This window comes from Tepidibacter sp., from assembly GCF_025210165.1.
Classification (GTDB): Bacteria; Bacillota; Clostridia; order Peptostreptococcales; family Peptostreptococcaceae; genus Tepidibacter_A.
In genome coordinates, this window is record NZ_JAOASI010000068.1 from 35519 (window position 1) to 57177 (window position 21659).

Here is a 21659-nt window from a genome sequence, read left to right on the forward strand (position 1 = left end):
TTATGAATAAAATTATAGAATTAGATAAAAAACATGATTTAATAGATAAAATTAAAAATAAAATAGCTTATATACAAGACCATCCTAAAATATCAGAATTGAGAACGAAATTATATAAAATAGAGCAAGCTGAAAAAATGTATATAAAGCAATTAGAACTTTTAAAACAAGCAATTATAACATTAGAAAATAATTTGAAAAATAAAGAAGAGGAATTGAAAAAAATAGATGAAGATTTATACAGTGGATTAATAAAAGATATAAAATTACTTGAAAATATAAAAAATAAAGAAATGAATTTACAAGAATCAAAAGAACAAATTGAACAAGAATTGATAGAAAATATGGATGTGGTCGAAAATTTAAATATTAAAATCCAAAAATGCAAAACTAAATGTGATGAATTAAAACAGATTATTGAAAATTCAAATCAAAAAATCAACGAAAAACTAGATGAATATACAAAAAAATTATATATTAATTTAGAACAGATAGAAAAATTTAGAAGTGAAATAAATAATGAAAATTTAACTAAATATTACAATATTAGAAAAAGATATAAAAATGCTTTGGTGAAAGTTGAGAATAATATCTGCGGTGGATGCAATGTTGAACTTTTTATGAATAAAATTAGTAAATTAGATAATGATGAAATTATAGAATGTGAGAATTGTGGAAGATTAATGTATAAATAGTGTATTTATACGAAAGCTAAAAGTTCTAATACTCAACCACTTTAAGGCTGAAGACAAGAACTTAACAGCTTCTGGATATAAATAAAATTGATTTATTCTCTAGTATAAATCTTAGGTATATACAAATTTATATTGTTTATTGAAACTATAAGATTATATACATAATCTATATGATCGTCTAAATTATCAAATGGAAAATAAATGCTTTTAATGATTTGTTTTTTATCAAGAATGGTTAAACTTTTTTGCGTAGCATCAAATTTAATGGATATGTGCGTATTGTATTTTAAAAGTTTAGATAGTTTATTCAATAAAATCACCTCTGTAATAATTAGTATATTTTACATTATATACTAATTATTATTTTTTTGTGTGAATTTGCGAAAAAAAACAATTAAAATGTTTAAAAAAGTAGAATTTTGTGATAATATAGACACTGGAGAATTTATAATATACTAAATTATTTATAGGAGGGTTTTATGAACACTAATGAAACAAAAATTGTAAAAATTAGTAATGCAGATCCATCTGCATTGGGATTATTTGGGTTAGCTATGGTAACTCTTGTAGCATCGTCTCAAAAGTTGGGTATTACCCAAGGAGTATCATTTGTTATACCGTGGGCAATATTTTTAGGAGCATTTGCGCAATTATTTGCTTGTATTAACGATTCAAAAAAAGGGAATGTTTTTGGAACAACTGCTTTCGGAGGATATGCATTTTTCTGGTTTGCAGTTGCAACTTCATGGCTTATTCAAAATGGCGTATTTGGAGAAAAATTAGCAGCTGGAGTAGATGTTAAACAACTTGGATTTGCTTTTTTAGGATATTTAATATTCACTTTATTTATGACTATAGGGGCTATGGAAACTCATAAAGTGTTATTTATAATATTTGTATTGATAGATTTCTTATTTATAGGACTGACTTTAAGTACATTTGGCATAATGCCTGAACTTGCTCATGAGATTGCTGCAATTTCAGAACTTCTTATTTCAATAATGGCTTTCTATGGATCGGCAGCTTCTGTGTTGAATCTTCATTTTGGAAGAGTATTTCTTCCTGTTGGAAAACCTTTTGGAATATTCAAGAAATAGATAATTTTATTATTTTAAAATTATTGGTAATTATATAAAAAACAAGTTTAGATTAATATAAAAATAAGAGATTTACTTATCAATAAGTAAATCTCTTATTTTTATACATCAATTATACAATTCATAATTAAAATAGGAATATAATTTCCTATTCGTTATAAAAAATATTTAATATTGAAAAATTTTATAAAAAAATATATAATTAATATGGAATCGGTAACATATCATATAAATTAATAAAATTAGAGTTAGTTCATGAAAGGATGATATAAATGAATGACATTAAAGTAGTATTATTATCTTTATTAACAGGAATAATGACAGGAATTATCTTTACAATTTTAAAGTTTCCATTACCAGCACCACCTAATATACAAGCTTTTATGGGTATATTTGGAGTTTGGTTTGGTGCATTTGTGATAAAAAAATTCGAAAAGTGTAAATAAAGAATGGGGGATTAATTAATGGAAGCGTTAATAATATCATTAAAAGCAACTTTAGCAGGAACAATATTAGGAGCAATCTGTCAAAAATTAAAATTACCTTTACCAGCACCTCCTGTTTTTGCAGGTGTAATGGGAGTTCTAGGTGTAATAATTGGAGGAAAAATAGCACAATTATTATTTTAAGTAAAAAATCCGGTATATTAATATACCGGATTTTTATTACTTAGCTATATATTTTTGAGCAATTTTTATATTGTTTTGATGTACATTATCGATTCTATTACTACTATGAGTTCTACTACCTATAAAATGTATATCAAATACTCCATGCATTCCGTTGTTTTTGATTGCATCTAAATTAGTACCTGGACCATAATCATCACTTCTCCAATTAGTATAAGACGCTGAAGGTGCATTATCGTTTCCAGCATGAGGCATACCAGCCATAGACGCTGGTAGAGATAGTCCATTGTAAGTAACTACTATTGGACGTTTATACCAAGACCAATTTCCACCGAATATACTTTTATATATAGCAGTATCATATTCGCTTATAGTTTCTGCATCTATATGATTAGTTCCATATGTTCTATTAGCTTTGAATAATTTTCCAGAATATATATCGAGTACTTCAAAAGTACCACCTCTAGGGATTGCATACTGAATTTTTGAAAACCATGACCAATTAGATGAGGTTGTTGTACTTCCTCTTGTTACAGAAGGGGTATTTCTAGCATTCAATGAGTTTAGTTTTTGAATTGTACTCTTTCCGACTATACCATCTACTACTAAGTTGTTAGCCTTTTGAAAATCTAAAACTGATTTTTTTGTTATACTTCCATAATAACCAGTAGGGTTAACTTGAAAATATCCTAATTCTTTTAGATTATTTTGTAAGGTAGTAATACTTTGATTTCTCATTCCTGTTTTAAGTAATAATGAGCTGTTAATTTGAGAATAGGCATTAACTATATTAGCATGCAAAGGAGTAAATGCTATTCCCAAACTTAATATACTAGATATTATTATTTTTTTCATACTTTTCCTCCTGTGGATTATATAATTTATCTATAATATAAATATAATACAAATGTCGAAAAAAGTCGAAGGGAATTAATGTAATTCATATTCTTTAAAATAAGATTGTTGATTATAATAATTAGTGTATAATTAAAGTATCTATTTGTAGGTTTTGAATCGAATAAATTTTTATAAGAGGTAAGAGGTGTTTATCATGATAAATAGTGAAGGGGAATACTACGTTTCAAATGGGACAATATATAGAACAGACCAAAAAAAAGATTTTTCAGAAAATAATAATATTAATGTATATGAAGTGATAAGAGTAATAAATGGGAAACCTTTATTCTTAGAACAACATCTTGAAAGGTTATTTAAATCTGCTGAAATACTTGGATTTAAACTTAATATACCAAAGAGAAAAATAGTCAAAGATATAAAATTATTAATAGAAAAAAATAATTGCAAAAACATCAACATAAAATTAATATTTAGTAACTTGGATAATGAAGATCAAAACTTAATAATTTTTTGTGTAAAAAGCTATTATCCAGACAAACAATTATATGAGACTGGAATAAATACAATCATATATTATTCTGAAAGAGAAAAGCCAAATGCTAAAGTAGGAAATAGAAAATTAAGAGAAAAAATAAATAATGAACTTAAATTAAAAAATGCCTTTGAAGCTTTGCTTGTTAATAAGGAAGGATTAATAACAGAGGGAAGTAGATCAAATATATTTTTTGTTAAAGGAGATAGTATATATACTGCTCCAGCAAGCGATGTGTTGTTAGGCGTTACTAGAACTGTAGTGGTTGACATATGCAAACGCTTAAATATAAAAATAAAAGAAATTTGCATAAAAGAGAGCGATATACCTTGTTTAGACGGAGCATTTATGACAGGCACTTCTGTTAATGTTTTACCGATTAAAAGTATAGAAAAATATAATTTAAACTCGACTTATAACTCTATAATAATGAAAATAATTAGAGAATACGACAATAGTATAAATGAATACTTATATAAAAAATAATATTATACGATAATCTTTACTTCCGGAAATTTATTCCTAGTAGAATATAAAAACATTAGTTTAAACAAACATAATATAATCTTAAACAAATCATTAATATAAAAAAGGAGGAAAAATTTTGACACCCATTCAAAAATTAAAATTACTAAAAAATAATTTAAGTAAATTAGATAATCTAACTGTAGCGTTTTCAGGAGGAGTTGATAGTACATTTCTTTTAAAAATAGCTAAAGATGTTTTAAATGAAAATGTATTAGCTGTAACAGTTAATGCATTCATTCATACTAAAAAAGAAATCCAAGAATCTATAAATTATGCCAGTGAAATATATGTTAAACACACAGTTATACATGTAAATGATATAAATATTAAAGAATTTATAGATAATCTTCCAGAAAGATGTTACTTTTGCAAAAAAGAGATTTTCACAAAAATAATAGAAATTTCTAACGAAAATGATATAAACAATATAGCTGATGGAAGTAATATTGACGATTTAAGTGATTTTAGACCAGGTATGAAAGCTCTAAAAGAATTAGGTATAATGAGTCCTTTAAAAGAAGCTGGTCTTACAAAACAAGAGATTAGAGATTTATCTAAAATGTTGGATATACCTACTTGGAACAAACCATCTTTTGCTTGTCTTGCATCTAGGATTCCTTATAATCATAAAATAACCCCACAAAAACTTGATATGATAGAAAAAAGTGAAGAATATATTTCTCAACTAGGATTTAAACAGTTTAGAGTTAGACATCATGGAGAAATAGCAAGAATAGAATTAGAACAAAATGAAATTTTGAAATTTTTAGAATCAGGATCATCAGATAAAGTTTGTAAATACCTAAAATCTTTAGGGTTTAGCTACGTAACTATAGACCTTATGGGTTATAGAACAGGAAGTATGAATGAGGTTTTATAAAATTAAATAGAAATTTATATAAAGTATATGATACAATTAGTTGGTAATTATATATAATAATATATACAGCAGGAGGAGTGTAATGAAAGATATAACCTTGATAGCACCATGTTTTTTTGGAGTCGAAAAAATACTTAAAAGAGAAATTGAAAATTTAGGATATGAAATACAAAAGGTAGAAGATGGAAGAGTTACTTATAAAACAGATATTTATGGTATATGCAAATCGAATTTATGGCTTAGAACAGCAGAAAGAGTATTATTAAAAATTGGAGAATTTGAAGCTAGAAGCTTTGAGGAACTATTTCAAAACACTAAAAAATTACCTTGGCATAAATACATAAAAAAAGATGCTGTTTTTCCAGTATCAAAAGCTTCTTCTATAAAGTCTAAATTGTATAGTATTCCAGATATACAATCTATAGTGAAAAAAGCTGTAGTTGAAAATTTAAAACAAGAATATAAAGTTAACTGGTTTGATGAAAATAGTGATGAAAAGTATCCTATATACGTGTTTATACACAAGGATAAAGTTACTATATCAATAGATACATGTGGTCAAGCTCTTCATAAGAGAGGGTACAGAGAAAATGCTAGTAAAGCACCTATTAGAGAAACTTTAGCTGCTGCTATTGTTTCATTGACACCTTGGAAACATGATAGAGTATTAGTAGATCCATTTTGTGGTTCAGGAACTATTTTAATAGAAGCTGCAATGATGGGTCTTAATATGGCTCCAGGTCTTAATAGAGAATTTTTATCAGAAAACTGGAGTATATTAGGCAAGAAGCTATGGTGGAAAGCTAGAAAAGAAGCTTTTGATATGATGAAAACAGATATTGATTTTAAAATATATGGATCTGATATAGATGATGAGGTACTTGAAATAGCAAAAGAAAATGCTAGACTTGCAGATGTAGATAATTATATTGAATTTAAAAAGCAAGATGCTAGAAATTTAAAAAGTGACTATGAATACGGATTTATTATTTCTAATCCTCCGTATGGGGAAAGATTAGAAGACAAAGATAGTGTAAGACAACTATACAAAGAAATATCTCTTCCTTTTAAGAAATTAAATACATGGTCATTTTACATAATAACAGCTTATAGTGAGTTTGAAGATGCATTCGGAAGAAAAGCTGATAGAAAAAGAAAATTATACAATGGTATGCTAAGAAGTGATTTATATCAATACTATGGACCTAAACCTTTAAAAAAATAAATATAAATAAAAAAATCCGCTTAAGCGGATTTTTTTATTTAAACTATTTTAGTAGTCCAATCTTCACAATTCCATACATCAGTCACAATATCTTTATAAAAATCAAGTTCATGACATATAAGAAGTATACTTCCCTTATATTCTTTTAAAGCTTTTTTAAGTTCTTCTTTAGCTTCAACATCAAGATGGTTTGTAGGCTCGTCTAACAATAGTATATTAGTATTAGTATTTATAAGTTTACAAAGCCTTACCTTTGCTTGCTCTCCTCCACTTAAAACTTTCACTTTACTTTCTATATGCTTTGTAGTAAGACCGCATTTAGCAAGAGCTGCACGCACCTCATATTGAGTAAATACAGGAAATTCTTGCCAAACCTCTTCTATACAGATGTTGTTATTACCATCCTTAATTTCTTGTTCAAAATAACCTATGCTTTGTTCATATCCAAGCTCTACTTTACCAGATAAAGGTTTTATACGTCCTAATATGCTTTTTAATAGGGTAGTTTTACCTATTCCATTAGCACCTACTAAAGCTATTTTTTGGCCTCTCTCCATCTTTATGTTTAAAGGTTTTGTCAATGGATCATCATAACCAATTATAAAATCTTTCGTCTCAAATATTAATCTACCAGAAGTTTTTGCTTGTTTAAAATTAAATTGTGGCTTTACACGTTCTTGTGGTAATTCAATTCTATCCATTTTATCTAATTTTTTTTGTCTAGACATGGCCATATTTCTTGTTGAAATTCTAGCTTTATTTCTAGCTACAAAATCTTCAAGTTCAGCTATTTCTTGTTGTTGTCTTTTATATTCTGCTTCAAGCTGGCGTTTTTTAGCTTCATATATCTGCATAAAATTATCATAATCGCCTACATAACGATTCAGCTCTTGATTTTCCATATGGTATATAAGATTTATAACACTATTTATAAATGGTATGTCATGAGATATAAGAATAAAGGCATTTTCATAATTTTGTAAATATCTTTTCAACCATTCTATGTGTTGTTCATCTAAATGGTTAGTAGGCTCATCTAATAATAAAATATCTGGTTTTTCTAATAATAGTTTTGCAAGTAATATTTTTGCTCTTTGGCCTCCACTTAAATCATTTACGTCCTTATTAAGTCCTATTTCTGTAAGTCCTAAACCTTTTGCAACCTCTTCAATCTTTGCATCTATAACATAAAAATCATTATTAGTTAATATATCTTGAATAGTACCTACATTCTCAAGCATATCTTCTAGCTCTTCTGGTGTTGCTTCAGCCATTTTGTCATATGTTTCATTAATTTCTGATTCTAAATCAAAAAGGTACTTGAACGCATCTTTTAAAACATCTCTTATAGTTCTTCCTTTTTCTAAATAAGTATGCTGATCTAAATAACCAACTCTTACACGTTTTGCCCATTCTATTTTACCTTCATCAGGCTCTATTTTACTTGTTATTATATTCATAAAAGTGGATTTTCCTTCTCCATTTGCACCTATAAGTGCTATATGCTCTCCAGGCAAAAGTCTAAATGATACATTGTTAAATATAGCTCTATCTCCAAAACCATGGCTCAAATTTCTTACTGTTAATATACTCATTATATAATCTCCTTTAGTAAAGTTTTAAAAATAACACAATTAAAATTATATAATAGTGTGAGTTTTTTTGGAATACAAAATTTATGTATTTTCAAATATTAAAGTATTTTGATGTAGAATTTTATCAATATTATAATAGATATATCATTTCTATTATTGATAATCAATTAATTATATGAGATACTTAACGTATATTATTAATTTAAAGGGGTTAAACTATGGTAGAATATACATTTGAATTTAATGAAAATTTATACGATATAAATATATCCAATTGTATGGATGAAGAAAGTAGTGAAGTAAACTTCCTAATTGGACTCACAAATAAAAAAATAATAAATTTACTAAAACAACAAAAAAACATAGATTTTGATATAGCTTATTACGATCAAGCTTGTCAAAATTGCTTGAATGGAGTATCAGAAAAAGCTAAATACTTTAAATTTCTTGAATATTATTTTTATGTATTTGCTAAAAATGATAAATATGTAATGAGCAACATATCTGAAGAATATGAAAATACATCATTTAAGAAAATGTTAAAAAAAGGTATCGTAGATAGTAGTTATATAATTAGCATTATAGTATGTATTGAATGTGGCAAATATAGCATTGAAATAGAAGATTGTGATTCTTAATAATAAAAAATCTAATTGTAGTTAGTAATTCAAAATTATTAATCTATGATTAGATTTTTTTGTCTAATAAACTTCTTGAAATTCATATACATATGTTGATATATAGTTTTGGATACTATATTATATAAGAGAGGTGATTAAAATGATAGATGAAAATGAACTAATTGAACTTATAAAAGAACTATGTTTAGGTGAAAAGGTGGAATTAGAAGATATACCAGACTTAAACTTATATATGGATCAAGTAACCAATTTCATAGATGAAAAACTTTATAATCTGAAAAGAAATGATAATGATAAGATATTGACTAAAACAATGATTAATAATTATACAAAGCAAGGACTATTAATGCCATCTAATAATAAAAAATATAGTAAGCAACATATAATACTAATGATTTTGGTTTATTACTTAAAACAAGTATTATCTCTAGATGATATAAAGCTACTGTTTGAACCTATACTTAAGGATATGTCAAATACAGAAGATGATATAGTATCATTAGATAATATATATTCAATTTTTTTAGAACTAAAAGATAGTGAAATAGAGGATTTTGAAAGTTTTATATCATCAAATATAAGATCTATCAAACAAAAAACAAATGAAATAGAAAAGGAAAACCAAGATTTAGCCCAATTATTTTTAATTGTAATAATGCTAGTTGCACAAGCAAATGCCCAAAAAAGACTTGCTGAAAAAATAATAGATGTTCATTTTAAAAATAAATAGCACATAAGTAACACATGTTACTTAATTAATTCGATTTTTATTTTATACTGTATATAAGTAAAAACATATTTTACAATAGAAAGGAGAAAACAACATGAATAACCATTTTATAAAAAACATAGATTTTTCAAAGCCAGTTGAAACAACATCATTAGTTGATTATCAAAAAGGAAGCGTTATTAGCAAGACTTTAACTCAAAATAAATATGTAAATGTAACTGTATTTGCTTTCGATAAAAATGAAGAAATAAGTACTCATAAATCTGAAGGTGATGCTATGGTATCTATTTTAGATGGAGAAGCTATGATTACAATAGGTGAAGAAAGCTTTAAGGTTAAACAAGGAGAAACTATAGTAATGCCAGCTAATATAAGTCATTCTTTATTAGCCACAAAAAAATTCAAAATGATATTAACGGTAGTATTTAATATTGATAAATAAAATTTTATTATATATGTTTTAAATTATGCTTTTTAGCAAACACTCCTTATATAGTTTAACAAATTTATATAAGGAGTGTTTATTGTATGATGGAAAATGAATATTTAAAGAAAAGGTTTTTGTTGTTCAATACTATATCTCATAAATTAGATTCAGTATCTTTTTATGATGAAAAAAATTTTAGCCAAATAAAAAATTTGTTGAATTCATATATAAATGAATATGAAGAACCAGAGTGCTGTTTAATAAAAAAATTTGATTTGATTAAAAATTGCATTGAAGACTCAACAAAATAAACAACTATATATAATATAATCCAAAAGACTTAAAATAAAAAAAGATTTTAAGTCTTTTTAATTTTACTAAAAATACAGGTTAAATATAGTTTATAATATATTAGAGGTGATTAAAATAAGAAAAAAAATCTATTTAATAATATTAATAGCATTTATTCTTTTAATAAGACCTATATTTTCACAAGAAAATTATTCTATCGAAAATTTAAGAATGTATATAAACATAAATGACAAAGGAGATGCTCATGTCATAGAGATTATAACTTATAATTTTTATTCTAAATCAAATGGAATAACAAGAAGTGTATACCTAGAGGATAATTCTAAATTAGATAATTTAAGAGGATATGAAATATATCCAAATAAAAAACAACTGGCGTTAGATTTATTTGAACATAATATTAGACTACATGATAAAACAAGTCCTGAAACTAAAATATATAAAATAGAATATGATTTAGAAGATGTCATAATCAAACATAATAGTGCTGATGAGTTGAAATTTAAAGTCTTTGATATTGATAATAATAATTCTATAAAAAATTTAAATATCTGTATATATTTTCCACAGGGTGAAATATATACAGATATTAGAGCTTTTCAACATGGATATTTGTATAAAAATATAAACATACATCAAAATACAGTTAATTACACTATAAATGATTTTCCTAAAAATATAGAATTAGAATTAAAAGTACTCTTACCCCAAGCGATACCTACATATAGTGTCCAGAATAATAATAAATATACATTATATAACGATTTAGTGAATAAAGAAATTAATATTGAATCAAAGTATAAAAATATAATAAATAGAATAAAAAAAATTAATATATTATCTATATCTTTATTAATTATAGAATTTTTTTATCTATTAATTTTATTTTTTGATAGATTATTTCTTCAAAAAGGGAATTTACCTAGAAACTATAATTTGAAATTACCAACAGATTGTACTCCTGCAATTATGGCTAGTCTATTAAAACGTAAGAAAATCAAGAGTAGAGATTTTTTCATTACTATAGCTGACCTGATTAGAAAAGGATATATCTTAGAAGTAGATGATAAATTTAAACTAACCAATAAAGATCCAACAATATTAAAAAATCACGAAAAGTATTTATTAAATTGGTTATTTGGTTTTGTTGGAAATAACAAACTTATTTGCTTAGAAGATATAAAAAAATATAATAAAAATAAAAAAAATTTTATCGAATTTAAAAGGTTTTATAATAACTGGAAAAGAAAAGTATATACAGAGTGCGAAGATTTTGGATATCTAAAAACAAACAATATAATAAAATTTTTATTATATTTATATTCATATTTTAAAATTTTATTAGGAATTTTATTTATCTATATACATTCTCCATATCTATATAGAATATCTATAGCTCTTATTGTATCTGGATTTATAAATAATATATACCTTATAAAATCTAGATTAACAAGATTAGGATATATAGAACGTAAAAAATGGATTAGCTTCAAAAAATTCATAATCAATTTTAAAAATACAAAAGTATTGGATTCAGATAACACTGAAATTTGGAAAACTTACATAATTTATAGCATTTCAATGAGGATACATAAAGAACTATTGTACAAACTTAGAAATAATGAAGAAATAGTAAAATGTATATATTTCAATAAAGCTAACGATAAAAAATTTATAAAATTATTAAACGAAGCGTTTCGAACTAATGAATTAGATTCGGTTTTTATGTTTAAAAAAAGTAATAAATAGCATGTCATACTAGAAAATTAACAATTAAATGATATAATATAAAAAAGTCTTACTCTGAAGATTCTAACTGTAGACTTTTTGAAACTTATAGAAGAGGGGGATACAGTTGAAAATATATTCAAAAAATATTCATTCTAATTTAGATTCTCTTAGAACAAAAGATAGTGAGATTCATTTTTATGAAAATTGTATAAACTCTTTAAGTGGGATAGGAATAACAAAACTAGTCCCTGTAAATGGTATTAATATAGATTTAATGTATATTAAGAATAATAATATTCTATTTATTAAATTCATGGATACTACTGAAGAAATATATTCTATACTAGAAGATGAATTGATAGAAGTAATGGAAGAAGAATATAGTACATTAAAGGAAGGTTTAAAAAATTTCAATTTAAATATCACATATAATTTAATATACATTATGCCCTATATCGAAATAGATAATAATGAAAATGATTTTATAAATAATCATATTATTGATAATAATAACTATAATAAATTAATTAATGATACAAGCCTATTAGATAAATATTTAATAGGTGAGAATGACGATGTTACTTTAAACTTACTTAGATTCTATATATCTCCAGAATATCATGTTATAAAAAAATATAGTAAGAAAAATTCAAAAAATGATTTTTTTAAAACAATATCATTTTCTAAAGATGAATATGAATATAGTTCGTTATTTTTAAACCCTTCTCAAATTGAAAAAATTAATTCTATAAAATATGGAAATACTTTATTTATAGGTCCTAACGGAAGTTCTAAAACCACTATATTAATATCAAGAGCTATAAAGCTTGCTAAATTATATCCAAAGGAAAGATTTTTATTCTTAACATATAATAAGCAATTGATGAATGAGATAAAAAGTCAAATTAATTTATTGTATAAATCACCTGATAACTTAGATATATACAATTATCATGGGTTTATATTTAAAATGGCAAAAGATTTAAATTTAGTAATAGATTATAATAAGCTTAAAATGAACTTTTCTAAATATTTTAAAAATGTATTTTTACAAGTACAAAATACCTTAAAAAACAAGAGAATATATAAAGGTATTTTTATAGATGCTTGTGAGAACTTTAATGAAGAAGAAATAAAATTTATTCAAGGTATATTGTTTAAATCTAAAAATATTTTTAATATATCAGTTGATAAATCCGCAGATATACAAAGTAATATAAAATCATTTAAAGGATTTTGGGAAAATATGAACTTAGATGATACTCTAACTTTTGAATACAACTATAAACAAACACAAAAAATATCTTCATTTGTAAATAATTTCAGAAACAACATCAAGAAATATATAAAAAAATTTGACAAAAATTTACCTGATGATTATTATTTAAATACAGAATCTTTGCAATACGAAGGCGAAGATGTAGAAATTATATTTGTTGATGATATAGAAGAAAAAATCAAATCAATAATATGGGAAATAGAATACTTAGTAACTCAAAAAGGATTTAATTATTCAGATATAATAATTGTATATCCGTATAATAAGAGGAAGTTAAAAAATGGGAATATGATATACTTCCAGTATATTTTAAGAAAAGCACTAGAAGAAAGTAATATACCTTATATATATTCAAATGATGAATTAACAAATTTAAGCAATAAAAATGGAGTAACAATATCTAATATATATTCCATAAACAATTTGGAATATAAGTCACTTATATTATGCCAAATTGAAATGTTATATGGTCATCATTTAAATGATTCTAGTCCTAATAATGAAGTTAACAATTTCATAAAAAATCTAAATATGATATGCACTGCACTGACATGCGCTCTAGACAAGATTACAATAGTAACAACATTTAAAGAAGAAAATAGTGATATAATAAAAATGATTACAGAATCTCTCTAATTGCCATGAAATATAGCTTTATTAACAAAAAGACAAATAAAGTAAAATAAGAATGTAGGTACGTACCTACATTCTTATTTTACTTTATATAATTTTGAATATGTGAATAGCATTAAGAAAGTAATTAAAGAGTATTATTGCAGAAAGTATTATTCTATAGTATCCAAATATTTTAAAATCCTTTCTTTTTATGTAATTCATAAAAAAAGATATAACACATATAGCTACAATAAATGAACCTATAATACCTACCAGTAATACGATCCATTGATTAGATGTTATAGCTACTCCGCTTTTAATCATCTTAAGTAAAGAATAAGCCGTTGCACCTGCCATTGTAGGTATTGCTAAGAAGAAAGAAAACTCTGCAGCTATTTGTCTTGACGTTCCTAAAAGCATTGCCCCTATAATTGTAGCAGCTGACCTTGAAGTTCCAGGAATCATTGCTAGACATTGAATTATTCCTATTGAAAAAGCTTTTTTATAACTTAGTTTATCAAAACTATCTATATTAACTCTCTTGGAGCTTTTTTCTAAAACTAATATAAAAATACCACCAATAAAGAGCATTACAGCTACCACTATAGGATTACTTAAGTAATTTTCTATTATATCCGCAAATAAAAAACCTAATATAGCAGCTGGAATAAATCCTACTATTACTTTTGACCATAAACTAATCGTTTGCTGTTTTTGTATTTGTGTTTTAGATTTATCAAAAGGATTGAGTTTTTTTAAATACAAGACTACAACCGATAAAATAGCACCGAACTGAATAATAACATTAAAATAAAATCCAAAATTACCTTCAAAGTTTATCCACTGGTTTACAAGAATTAAATGCCCCGTGCTACTAATAGGCAAGAATTCTGTAATCCCTTCTACAATAGAAAGGATTATAGCTTTTAAAATATCGCTCATTGCAAAGCCTCCTTCAAATTATGTACTTTAATACATTCTATAAAATTAACATATAAAGTATATCAATAAAACTTAATTTTTTCAAAGGATTTTAATTATTAAATTAGAATTATTATAATTTAATGATTTTATTCATCTTCAAGTTGTGGATAAATATAATTTTCGTTATGAATACTTTTTTACTTGAAGTATAATTAATGTGAACTTAAAATAATAAAGGGAGGGAGTATTTATGAAGAATTTATCAGAATATGAATATAAACTATTCAAGGAATTTTCTAGAAAACTTAAACCTCTAAGTAAAACTGATTATTTAAATAAGATAATTTTATTTAAATCAACTTTAAATAATAAAAATTTACTAAATATAAATATTAATGAAAGTAAACAATTCATAGAATATATAAATAATATATATTCTAAATCAACTTGTGAAAAAATATATAGTTATTTACATAGTTTTTATAATTTCTTAGTAAAAGAAAATTATATACAAAATAATCCTTTTTCTAACATCAATAAGCCTTATGTATCTAGAATAAAAAACAAAAACGATGTATTGAGTCTTGATGAATTAGATAAATTAATATCTATATTTCCTCATTTAAATGAACGAGATAAGGCTATAATTTCTTTTTTAATTAGCACAGGGTGTTTACTAAATGAGTTGATAAGTTTAAAATGGAAGGACTTGATAGTTAATAATAAAACTAATTATTCATGTAAAATAGGCTCTGGTAAAAAAGAACGTATTGTAGAACTTCCTTCTTATTCATGGGATTTAATTATGGATTATAAAGACTCTATACAGGTTAATAGTATTGATGATTTTATTTTCAAGAGTAGAAATAGGAATACAATCACTGATAGAAATGTAAGACTTATAGTAAAAAAAGCTTTATCCTTAGCTGGACTTAGTAATTATTCAGCAAAAGATTTTAGACATTCTTTTGCTACATTTTCTTTAAAATCCGGGATAAAAGATGAAAATCTAAAAGAAAAACTAGGATGGAGTGATAAGAACTATGCAACAAGATATAAATATGTAATTAATTTTGTAGGTAGTGATAATGTTGATTATATTATAGATGATGATAAATCAAATATATATAAATCAAAAAATAATAAATAGTCATAGTCTCAAGTGTAGCTTTTTCAATCAGTTATCCACAAAACAAAAAATGATATAGTTTCCTATAGAATAAAAAGAGGTGAAATAAATGCAATATAAAATAATAGATAGCCACTGCGATACTATAACAAGGATAGAAGATAATAATTTATCTTTTTATGATAATGATATTACTCATATAACTTTGAATAAATTATTAAAATCTAATGTTAAAATTCAATTTATGGCTGTATATATAGATTACACTATTCCTTTTCCAGATTCATACTTTAAGGCTATAGGGTATATAAATAAATTGTATGAATATGAAAAAAATACTAATAATTTAAAGATAATAAAAAATAAAAGTGATTTAGATTATGTTATGAATAATGATAATATAATAGGAATTATTATTTCAATAGAAGGAGCTCATATAATAGATGATCATATAGAAATAACAAAATCATTAAACCTATTAGGGGTAAAATCATTAACTCTAACATGGAATTATAAAAATAAGGTAGCTTGTGGCACTATGGAAAGTATTGATTCTGGACTAACTGATTTTGGGAAGTCTGTTATAAACAATATGAATAACATGAATATGATAATAGATGTTTCTCATTCTTCTTATAAAACATTTTATGATGTTTTAAAATTGACTAAACAACCTATAATAGCTTCTCATTCTTTAAGTAATTATATAAATGAACATAAGAGAAATTTAACTGATGATCAAATAAGAGCAATTTCTAATATCAACGGAGTAATAGGCATTAATTTTTATGAAGAATTTGTTGGGAAAAATAAAAATATACCTTCATTAGTAGATCATATAGAAAGAATAGTAAATATAGGTGGGTATAAATGTATAGGATTTGGATCCGATTTTGATGGATGCAAGGTTATAAATCCTTTAAAAGATTGCACATATCTATACTTAATAATAGATGAACTATTAAAGAGAAACTACAAAAATGATTTTATAGAAAAAATATGTTATAAAAATTATTTAGATTTATTATCTAAATTTTACTAACTTTGATATAATTAAATTAGATTTAAATATAGTTATATATTAGATAGGAGAGATATTATGGAACTTTCAATTAAACATAGTAATATTTCATCATCACTAACTTTAGCTATAAGTGCTAAAGCTAAAAAAATGCAAGAAGAGGGGATTAAAGTTATAAGTTTTAGTGTAGGAGAACCTGACTTTAATACTCCCAAAAACATAAGAGATAAAGCTATTGATGTAATTCAAAACAATAATATAGGCTACACAGCAGCTTCTGGTATGCCAGCTCTTAAAAGTGCTATATGTAATAAGTTAAAAGTAGACAATAATCTTGTCTATGATCCAAAAGAAATAATTGTATCAAATGGTGCAAAGCATTCTTTGTATAATATATTCCAAGCTATTTGTAATCCAGAAGATGAGGTTATAATTTCTACTCCTTACTGGGTAAGCTATCCTGAATTAGTTAAGATGGCTGGAGCTAAGCCTGTACTAATTGATTGTGATGAGAATAATGACTTTAAATACAATATAGACGATTTAAAGAAAAACATAACAAATAAAACTAAGGCTATAATACTAACTAGCCCGTCTAATCCTACTGGATCTGTATATACATTAGAAGAATTACAACAAATAGCAGAATTAGCCATACAAAATGATATAATAGTAGTTTCTGATGAAATTTACGAAAAACTTATATATGATAATCAAAAGCATATAAGTATAGCTTCTTTAAATGAAAAGATAAAAGAATTAACTATAGTTGTAAATGGATTATCTAAGTGTTGTGCTATGACAGGATGGAGAATAGGATATACAGCTTCTAATGAAAAAATAGCTAGTATAATGTCTAATATCCAAAGTCATGCTACATCAAATCCTAATACTATAGCTCAATATTCTGCAATTGAAGCCCTCCAAGGAGATCAGTCTTCAATTGAATATATGAGAAAAGAATTTGATAAAAGAAGAAAAAAAATGGTTGAGATTATAAATGATATTCCTAATATCTCATGTAATATGCCTAAAGGTGCATTTTATGTAATGGTTAATATATCAGAAGTTATAGGTAAAAAACTAGGAAATTATGATATAAATAGTTCTATGGACTTTGCAAATTATCTATTAGAAAACTCTCATGTAGCTGTTGTTCCTGGAGTAGCATTTGGAAATGATAATTATATTAGATTGTCATATGCAACATCTCAAGAAAATATAATAGAAGGATTAAATAGAATAAAAGAAGCATTATCTAAAAAATAAGGATTGAAAATAAGCTTGGTACTATTTAAATAGTACCAAGCTTATTTTACCTTACATTAAATCTAAAAACATTTGTTAAAGTTCGCATTATATTGTATAATACTATTGTGATATGAAAAAATAAATATTTTAAGGAGGATATTATGCAAAAACACGATTATTATCAAAATCCTTTAATTCAAAGATACGCAAGCAAAGAAATGAGTTACATATTTTCTCCAGAAAAGAAATTTAAAACTTGGAGAAAGTTATGGACTGTTCTTGCTGAGTGCGAAATGAAATTAGGAATTAATATAACTGATGAGCAAATCAAAGAACTTAAAGCTAATATAGATAATATAAATTTTGATGATGCAAAAAAATTCGAGAAAGAAACAAGACATGATGTTATGTCTCATGTTAAAGCTTATGGACTTTTATGCCCAAATGCCAAAGGTATCATTCATTTAGGAGCTACAAGTGCTTATGTAGGAGATAATACAGATATTATCATTATGAAAGATGCAATGGAATTAGTATTAGTTAAGCTTGTAAATTTAATTAATAATTTAAAAAAGTTTGCTTTTAACTATAAAAATATACCTACGCTTGGGTTTACACACTTTCAAGCTGCTCAGCTAACTACTGTTGGAAAAAGAGCTTCTCTTTGGATACAAGATTTATTAATAGATTTTGAAGATTTAAATAACAGACTTGAGAATTTGAAATTAAGAGGAGTAAAAGGTACTACAGGAACGCAGGCAAGTTTTTTAAGTTTGTTTGAAGGAGACCATGATAAAGTAAAAAAATTAGATGAACTTGTAACATCTAGTATGGGATTTAAAAAATCATATGCAGTAACTGGACAAACCTATACTAGAAAATTAGATCATCAAATTTTATCTATTTTATCATCTATAGCTCAGAGTATGCATAAAATGACAAATGATATAAGATTACTTCAAAGTTTAAAAGAAATAGAAGAACCTTTTGCTAAAAATCAAATAGGGTCTTCTGCCATGGCTTATAAAAGAAATCCTATGAGAAGTGAAAGAATTTCCTCATTATGCAAATATGTAATATCAGAAACATTAAACCCAGCTCTAGTTCACTCTACACAATGGCTAGAAAGAACTTTAGATGATTCAGCAAACAGAAGATTAAGTATAGCTCAATCATTCCTTGCTATAGACTCAATATTAGAAATTGGTATTAATGTTACTGATGGATTAGTTGTATATGAAAATATGATTAAAAAGCATATAAATGAAGAACTTCCTTTTATGGCTACAGAAACTATATTAATGGAAGCTGTTAAAAGAGGGGGAGATAGACAACATCTTCATGAAAAGATAAGAGTTTATTCAATGGAATCTGCTAAAAATGTAAAAGAACTGGGTAAGCAAAATGATTTGATGGATAAAATAATAAATGATTCTGAGTTTAAAATGACTAAAGATGAAATTTTATCTATAATGGACCCTATTAACTTTATAGGTAGAGCTTCAGAACAAGTAGTTGAGTTTATAGAGACTGAGGTTGACCCTATAATCGATCTATTTAAAGATAGACTTGGATTAAGTATAGATTTAGAAGTATAAGCAGTAAAAAAGATTAATCTTTTTTACTGCTTTTTATTTCTACTATAGGCTTTCTAAGTAAAATGTTTAAAAGAGCATCTTTTATAAAGTATACCAACCTACCTTTCTAAATTAGAAATCATTTGACATTTAGTACAGTATTGTAATATTATATTAATATAAATGGAAATGATAGTTATTTTCAGTTGATTTAAATTTTCTTGAAAGGTAGATGATCTATGAATAATAAATTAAATAATTGCTTTTGTACAAGAGATAATACAGATTCTTTTACAAAATGGCTATTTCAATTACTAGGACCTGTGATATTTGGGGTCAAACCTGCTGAAATAATAAGTTTTCCTTACTCAGACAAACAAAATTCATATAGATTAATAGAAATTAAACGTATTTTAAATAATACCAACAAGATATCCTACAAAGAATTTAGTTACTGTAATAAATGTACTAAAATATTATTTTATAATTCGACCAAACTAAACAACACATTATCAGAATACAGAAACTTAAAGTTTTTAAAATCATCAGGATATCCTAATAATTACGATTTTGATAGATATCTTAATTTTATAATAGAAAAAATGAAAACAGGATATATCCCAGATGAAATAGGTATATTTTTAGGGTATCCATTAAAAGATGTCTTAGGATTTATTGGCCACCCTTCTTTAAAACTTACAAAAATAAACGGATGGAGAGTTTATGGCGACTCTAAAATATCGGATATCAAATATATTCAGTTTATAAATGCAAAAAATAAAATGAAAGAATTATTGAATTATCATAATGTTGATAATATTTTAAAGGTAATATAAATCACTTATAAGCATATTTATAAATATAATATATAAAAAAGTAAAGGAGGTCTCAATATGATTAACTCTATATATGTATGGATAATATTTATTCTTTTAATCAATGCTGGATATATATATTATATTTATAAAACATTTGGTGAAAAAATAGCTTTAAAGCAAGCAAAAGAAATAGCATATAAACTTATGCTTTATGCTGAGAAAAATTTTGAAACTAATGAAGAAAAATTTCAGTGGGTAGCCAAAAAGTTTTACGAAACAATACCGTCATCTATTAAACAAATCATAACACAAGATATGATAGAAGATTTCTTACAAAAAACATATGATGAAATGAAGGAAGTTCTAAAAAATTAATATACAAAGCCTTGGGATTAAGTCTCCTTTATTATATAATATATTTAACCTAATATAATAAAGGAGACTTAATATGATTTTAAAAAGATTTGTTATAGGTAAAATAAGTACTAATTCATATGTAATTCACGATAAACATACTCTTGATGGTGCAGTTATAGACCCTGGTGATAATTCTAAAATATTAATAGATTATATAGATAAAAATAATTTAAAATTAAATCACATAATACTTACTCATCATCATTATGACCATATAGGTGCTGTACAAGATCTAAAAAAGAAATATAGTTGTGATATTTTTATTCATAAAAAAGATTTAAAAGGGCTTAAAAATCCAAGTATAAACTTATCAAAAAAAGCAAATCGTAAATCTATATCAGTTGATGCAAATAAAATTTTTTTAGACAATTCAGTTATAAATATAGGAAATATATGCTTAGAAGTCATCCATACTCCTGGACATACAAAAGGTAGTATATGTTTAAAAGTGAAGAATCAAAATATAATCTTTACAGGAGATACTTTGTTCAATGATGGAATAGGTAGATTAGATTTGCCAGGTGGTAGCGAAGAAGATATGATAAATACTATAAAAAATATAGTATCAAAGTGGAGTGATGATATTAAAATTTATCCAGGTCATGGCAATTGGGATATGATGGGAAATATAAAGCTTAGAAATGAAGAATATGAATATATAATGAATATATAATAATATAATTTACTCATAATTCTTAATAATAATTAATATTTTGATAATAATGATATATAGACTATATTAATTATA

The 21659-nt window shown here is 24.9% G+C and carries 23 protein-coding genes; 20 read left to right on the forward strand and 3 right to left on the reverse strand.

From position 1 onward, the window contains the following. The first annotated feature begins 2 nt into the window (after nucleotides 1-2). The 4 genes from N4A48_RS10910 to N4A48_RS10925 all read left to right on the forward strand — a co-directional run bounded on the left by N4A48_RS10910 (nucleotide 3) and on the right by N4A48_RS10925 (nucleotide 2421). Complete coding sequence (locus tag N4A48_RS10910; RefSeq protein ID WP_293665972.1) at nucleotides 3-695, forward strand: zinc ribbon domain-containing protein; 693 nt, start codon at nucleotides 3-5, stop codon at nucleotides 693-695. Between the two features lie 479 nt (nucleotides 696-1174). After that, complete coding sequence (locus N4A48_RS10915) at nucleotides 1175-1792, forward strand: acetate uptake transporter (RefSeq protein ID WP_293665973.1); 618 nt, start codon at nucleotides 1175-1177, stop codon at nucleotides 1790-1792. A gap of 272 nt (nucleotides 1793-2064) precedes the next feature. Beyond that, nucleotides 2065-2238, forward strand: coding sequence for a XapX domain-containing protein (locus N4A48_RS10920; RefSeq protein WP_293665974.1), 174 nt, complete (start codon nucleotides 2065-2067; stop codon nucleotides 2236-2238). A gap of 18 nt (nucleotides 2239-2256) precedes the next feature. Beyond that, nucleotides 2257-2421 (forward strand): DUF1427 family protein, encoded by a 165-nt coding sequence (locus tag N4A48_RS10925; RefSeq protein ID WP_293665975.1) that lies wholly within the window; start codon nucleotides 2257-2259, stop codon nucleotides 2419-2421. A gap of 36 nt (nucleotides 2422-2457) precedes the next feature. Here N4A48_RS10925 and N4A48_RS10930 read toward each other — a convergent pair whose 3' ends face one another. Beyond that, complete coding sequence (locus tag N4A48_RS10930; protein WP_293665976.1) at nucleotides 2458-3276, reverse strand: peptidoglycan-binding domain-containing protein; 819 nt, start codon at nucleotides 3274-3276, stop codon at nucleotides 2458-2460. A gap of 196 nt (nucleotides 3277-3472) precedes the next feature. Between N4A48_RS10930 and N4A48_RS10935 the strand changes: the two genes are divergently transcribed. The 3 genes from N4A48_RS10935 (at nucleotide 3473) to N4A48_RS10945 (ending at nucleotide 6444) form a co-directional block, all read left to right on the forward strand. Continuing rightward, nucleotides 3473-4297: an aminotransferase class IV gene (locus N4A48_RS10935; RefSeq protein WP_293665978.1), complete on the forward strand. Its 825-nt coding sequence runs from the start codon at nucleotides 3473-3475 to the stop codon at nucleotides 4295-4297. A gap of 118 nt (nucleotides 4298-4415) precedes the next feature. Beyond that, on the forward strand, nucleotides 4416-5219 hold the full coding sequence (gene larE / locus N4A48_RS10940) for an ATP-dependent sacrificial sulfur transferase LarE (RefSeq protein ID WP_293665979.1): 804 nt from the start codon (nucleotides 4416-4418) through the stop codon (nucleotides 5217-5219). 82 nt (nucleotides 5220-5301) lie between these two features. Beyond that, on the forward strand, nucleotides 5302-6444 hold the full coding sequence (locus tag N4A48_RS10945) for a THUMP domain-containing class I SAM-dependent RNA methyltransferase (protein ID WP_293665981.1): 1143 nt from the start codon (nucleotides 5302-5304) through the stop codon (nucleotides 6442-6444). 38 nt (nucleotides 6445-6482) lie between these two features. Here the strand turns inward: N4A48_RS10945 and N4A48_RS10950 are convergent, their stop codons facing one another. Beyond that, nucleotides 6483-8039 (reverse strand): ABC-F family ATP-binding cassette domain-containing protein, encoded by a 1557-nt coding sequence (locus tag N4A48_RS10950; RefSeq protein ID WP_293665983.1) that lies wholly within the window; start codon nucleotides 8037-8039, stop codon nucleotides 6483-6485. Nucleotides 8040-8257: 218 nt separating this feature from the next. On the opposite strand from N4A48_RS10950, the gene N4A48_RS10955 reads away from it, so the two are divergent. From N4A48_RS10955 to N4A48_RS10980, 6 genes are all read left to right on the forward strand, one after another. Further along, complete coding sequence (locus N4A48_RS10955; protein ID WP_293665985.1) at nucleotides 8258-8677, forward strand: DUF3785 family protein; 420 nt, start codon at nucleotides 8258-8260, stop codon at nucleotides 8675-8677. 142 nt (nucleotides 8678-8819) lie between these two features. Continuing rightward, nucleotides 8820-9410: a DUF1836 domain-containing protein gene (locus N4A48_RS10960; RefSeq protein ID WP_293665987.1), complete on the forward strand. Its 591-nt coding sequence runs from the start codon at nucleotides 8820-8822 to the stop codon at nucleotides 9408-9410. A 94-nt stretch (nucleotides 9411-9504) separates the two neighbouring features. Beyond that, nucleotides 9505-9852, forward strand: coding sequence for a cupin domain-containing protein (locus tag N4A48_RS10965; protein ID WP_293665989.1), 348 nt, complete (start codon nucleotides 9505-9507; stop codon nucleotides 9850-9852). A gap of 86 nt (nucleotides 9853-9938) precedes the next feature. Continuing rightward, nucleotides 9939-10148 carry a hypothetical protein gene (locus N4A48_RS10970; RefSeq protein WP_293665991.1) on the forward strand — a complete coding sequence of 70 codons (210 nt, stop codon included), beginning with the start codon at nucleotides 9939-9941 and terminating at the stop codon, nucleotides 10146-10148. A gap of 106 nt (nucleotides 10149-10254) precedes the next feature. After that, nucleotides 10255-11898: a DUF2207 domain-containing protein gene (locus tag N4A48_RS10975; RefSeq protein ID WP_293665993.1), complete on the forward strand. Its 1644-nt coding sequence runs from the start codon at nucleotides 10255-10257 to the stop codon at nucleotides 11896-11898. Between the two features lie 106 nt (nucleotides 11899-12004). Further along, complete coding sequence (locus tag N4A48_RS10980; RefSeq protein WP_293665995.1) at nucleotides 12005-13795, forward strand: DNA helicase; 1791 nt, start codon at nucleotides 12005-12007, stop codon at nucleotides 13793-13795. Nucleotides 13796-13879: 84 nt separating this feature from the next. On the opposite strand, the gene N4A48_RS10985 is transcribed toward N4A48_RS10980, so the two are convergent. Beyond that, nucleotides 13880-14716 carry an undecaprenyl-diphosphate phosphatase gene (locus N4A48_RS10985; RefSeq protein WP_293665997.1) on the reverse strand — a complete coding sequence of 279 codons (837 nt, stop codon included), beginning with the start codon at nucleotides 14714-14716 and terminating at the stop codon, nucleotides 13880-13882. Between the two features lie 232 nt (nucleotides 14717-14948). Here N4A48_RS10985 and N4A48_RS10990 point away from each other — a divergent pair, with 232 nt between their 5' ends. From N4A48_RS10990 to N4A48_RS11020, 7 genes are all read left to right on the forward strand, one after another. Further along, entirely contained in the window at nucleotides 14949-15848 is a 900-nt protein-coding gene (locus N4A48_RS10990; RefSeq protein WP_293665999.1) for a tyrosine-type recombinase/integrase, read from the forward strand. An 88-nt stretch (nucleotides 15849-15936) separates the two neighbouring features. After that, on the forward strand, nucleotides 15937-16869 hold the full coding sequence (locus tag N4A48_RS10995; RefSeq protein WP_293666000.1) for a dipeptidase: 933 nt from the start codon (nucleotides 15937-15939) through the stop codon (nucleotides 16867-16869). Nucleotides 16870-16926: 57 nt separating this feature from the next. Continuing rightward, a complete protein-coding gene (locus N4A48_RS11000) occupies nucleotides 16927-18117 on the forward strand; it encodes a pyridoxal phosphate-dependent aminotransferase (RefSeq protein ID WP_293666001.1) in 1191 nt (396 codons plus the stop codon). Nucleotides 18118-18260: 143 nt separating this feature from the next. Then, nucleotides 18261-19697, forward strand: coding sequence for an adenylosuccinate lyase (gene purB, locus N4A48_RS11005; RefSeq protein WP_293666002.1), 1437 nt, complete (start codon nucleotides 18261-18263; stop codon nucleotides 19695-19697). Between the two features lie 218 nt (nucleotides 19698-19915). Beyond that, nucleotides 19916-20512, forward strand: coding sequence for a DUF3793 family protein (locus tag N4A48_RS11010; RefSeq protein WP_293666004.1), 597 nt, complete (start codon nucleotides 19916-19918; stop codon nucleotides 20510-20512). Nucleotides 20513-20569: 57 nt separating this feature from the next. Continuing rightward, nucleotides 20570-20869: a hypothetical protein gene (locus N4A48_RS11015; RefSeq protein ID WP_293666005.1), complete on the forward strand. Its 300-nt coding sequence runs from the start codon at nucleotides 20570-20572 to the stop codon at nucleotides 20867-20869. Nucleotides 20870-20942: 73 nt separating this feature from the next. Then, nucleotides 20943-21584 carry an MBL fold metallo-hydrolase gene (locus N4A48_RS11020; RefSeq protein WP_293666007.1) on the forward strand — a complete coding sequence of 214 codons (642 nt, stop codon included), beginning with the start codon at nucleotides 20943-20945 and terminating at the stop codon, nucleotides 21582-21584. Nucleotides 21585-21659: the final 75 nt, after the last annotated feature.